Genomic DNA, 2,143 nt, shown 5'->3' with positions numbered 1-2,143 from the left:
AGCGGCGTCGGCGCCGAACTGGAGCTGGCCGCGCTGCCGGCGGTCGCCGCCCCGGCCGACGCGGACCCTGCGCAGGTGCACGCCTGGCAGCTGGGCGGTGGCGACGACTACGAACTGTGCTTCACCGCCGACCCGGCGCAGCGCGCGGCGATCGTGCAGGCGCTGCAGGCGGTCGGGGTCACGGCGACGCCGATCGGGCGCATCGTCGCCGGCAATGGCATCGCGGTGCGCGATGCCGACGGCCAGCGGTGGCAGCCGCCGCGAAGCGGCTACCAGCACTTTTTGAGCTGAGCCGCGCGGCCTGAGCGCGCGCCGGCCACCGGCTGCGGCGCCAGCACGTTCGGGTCGCCCGCCAAGGTCCTTCCATACTGTGCCGCACTGCGGCGTGAATATCGCCCGTACCCGGTGGTACGGTCCGCCTGCCCGGCCTCGTGTCGAGCGCTTGTCACCGTTCTGGCAGTACCGTTCCGGCAGCCGGCCATTCCGGTCCGGCGCCGCTTGGGAGGCAGTCCATGCGCATGTCCGTGTCACGTCGCATCGCCCTCGGCGCGATGTTGCTGGTGTTCTCCGCCGCCGCGGCCGCGGCCGGCTTCACCAAGCAGTACCAGAGCATTCCCAGTTTCGACGGCACCAAGCTCGGCGCGCTCGTGCTGGTGCCGCAGGGGCAGGGCCCGGGGCCATTCCCGCTGGTGGTGATGCCGGCCAGCTGGTCGCTGCCCAACCTGGAATACGTGGGCCGCGCCAGCGAACTGGCCAACGACGGCTACGTGGTGGTCAGCTACACCTCGCGCGGCTTCTGGGATTCGCAGGGGCTGATCGACATCGCCGGGGCACCGACGGTGGAAGATGTCAGCGCAGTGATCGACTGGGCGCTGGCCAACACCCCGGCCGACGCCAAGGCGATCGGTGTCTCGGGTATCTCCTACGGCGCCGGCACCAGCCTGCTCGCCGCCGCGCGCGACCCGCGCATCAAGGCGGTGGCCGCGCTCAGCGGCTGGGCCGATCTGCAGGCCTCGCTGTACGCCAACAGCACTGTCAGCCAGCAGGGCGTGGGCCTGCTGGTCGCCGCCGGGGTCGCCACCGGCCGGCCCGGTCCGGACCTGGCGCGGATCACCGCACACGTGGCGGTGGGGGACTACGACGGCGCGGTGCAGGGCTTCCTGCCCAAGGCGGCCGAACGCGGAGTGATCAACGAGGTGCAGGCGCTCAACCGCAACGGCCCGGCGGTGCTGCTGGCCAATGCGTTCAACGACGGCCTGTTCCCGCCGAACCAGTACATCAACCTCTACAACCGGCTCAGCGTGCCCAAGCACCTGATGTTCAGCCAGGGCGACCACGCCACTGCCGAGCTGCCGGGCGCGCTGGGCCTGCCGAACCAGGTGTATACCGAGGCCACGCGCTGGTTCGACCGCTACCTGAAGGGCCGCGACAACGGCGTGGACCGTGAAGCGCCGGTGCAACTGTCGACCCTCGGCGGCACCTGGCTCAGTTATGCCGACTGGAACAGCGTACAGGCCGGCGCCACCCGCTACGGCCTGACCGGCCCCAGCGGCCCGTTGTTGCCGACCGGATCGCTGACCAGCGGCAACAGCAGCGGCTGGAACTACCGCATCGCCACCGGCGTGCCGACCCTGGCCGATTCCGGTGTTGTGATGGTGAGCGGCCTGCTGCAGGGCCTCGGCCAGCCGGTGACCACCTCGATCCCGCTGGTCAGCCGCGCCGGCGCCGCGGTGTGGAGCGGCCCGGTGCTGTCCAGCGACAAGCGCCTGGCCGGCGCGCCCTCGCTGCGGCTGACGGTGACCCCGAGCCAGTCCAACGTGTCGTTGTTCGCTTATCTGTACAGCATGGACGGCTCGGGTTCGGCGCAATTGCTGAGCCATGTGCCGTACACCCTGCGCAACGCGACCCCGGGCACACCGGTGACGCTCGACCTGGCGCTGCAGGCGACCGCGGTCGAGATCCCGGCCGGCCGCCGCCTGGTGCTGGTGGTGGACACCACCGATCCGCGCTACACCTCGGCCAGCCGCTTCGGCGGCACCGTGAGCTTCAGCTCGCCGACGGCGACGCCGTCGTTTTTGAGTGTGCCGTTGCACTGAGGTAGTCGGCGTTTCCCTTCTCCCATCGGGAGAAGGTGCCCCGCAGG

1 protein-coding gene and 1 pseudogene are annotated in these 2,143 nt (G+C 71.0%); both read left to right on the top strand.

From position 1 onward, the window contains the following. Positions 1-291 (top strand): annotated as a pseudogene (locus tag D180_RS11455) (thiamine monophosphate kinase); the annotation flags it as partial. A 233-nt stretch (positions 292-524) separates the two neighbouring features. Further along, a complete protein-coding gene (locus tag D180_RS11450; protein WP_198526547.1) occupies positions 525-2,096 on the top strand; it encodes a CocE/NonD family hydrolase in 1,572 nt (523 codons plus the stop codon). The last annotated feature ends 47 nt before the right edge of the window (positions 2,097-2,143 follow it).

It is taken from the genome of Xanthomonas sp. SHU 166, from assembly GCF_000364685.1.
Classification (GTDB): domain Bacteria; phylum Pseudomonadota; class Gammaproteobacteria; order Xanthomonadales; family Xanthomonadaceae; genus Xanthomonas_A; species Xanthomonas_A sontii.
Note: the sequence above shows the minus strand (reverse complement) of the source record. Positions and strands in the feature narration are given on the sequence as shown.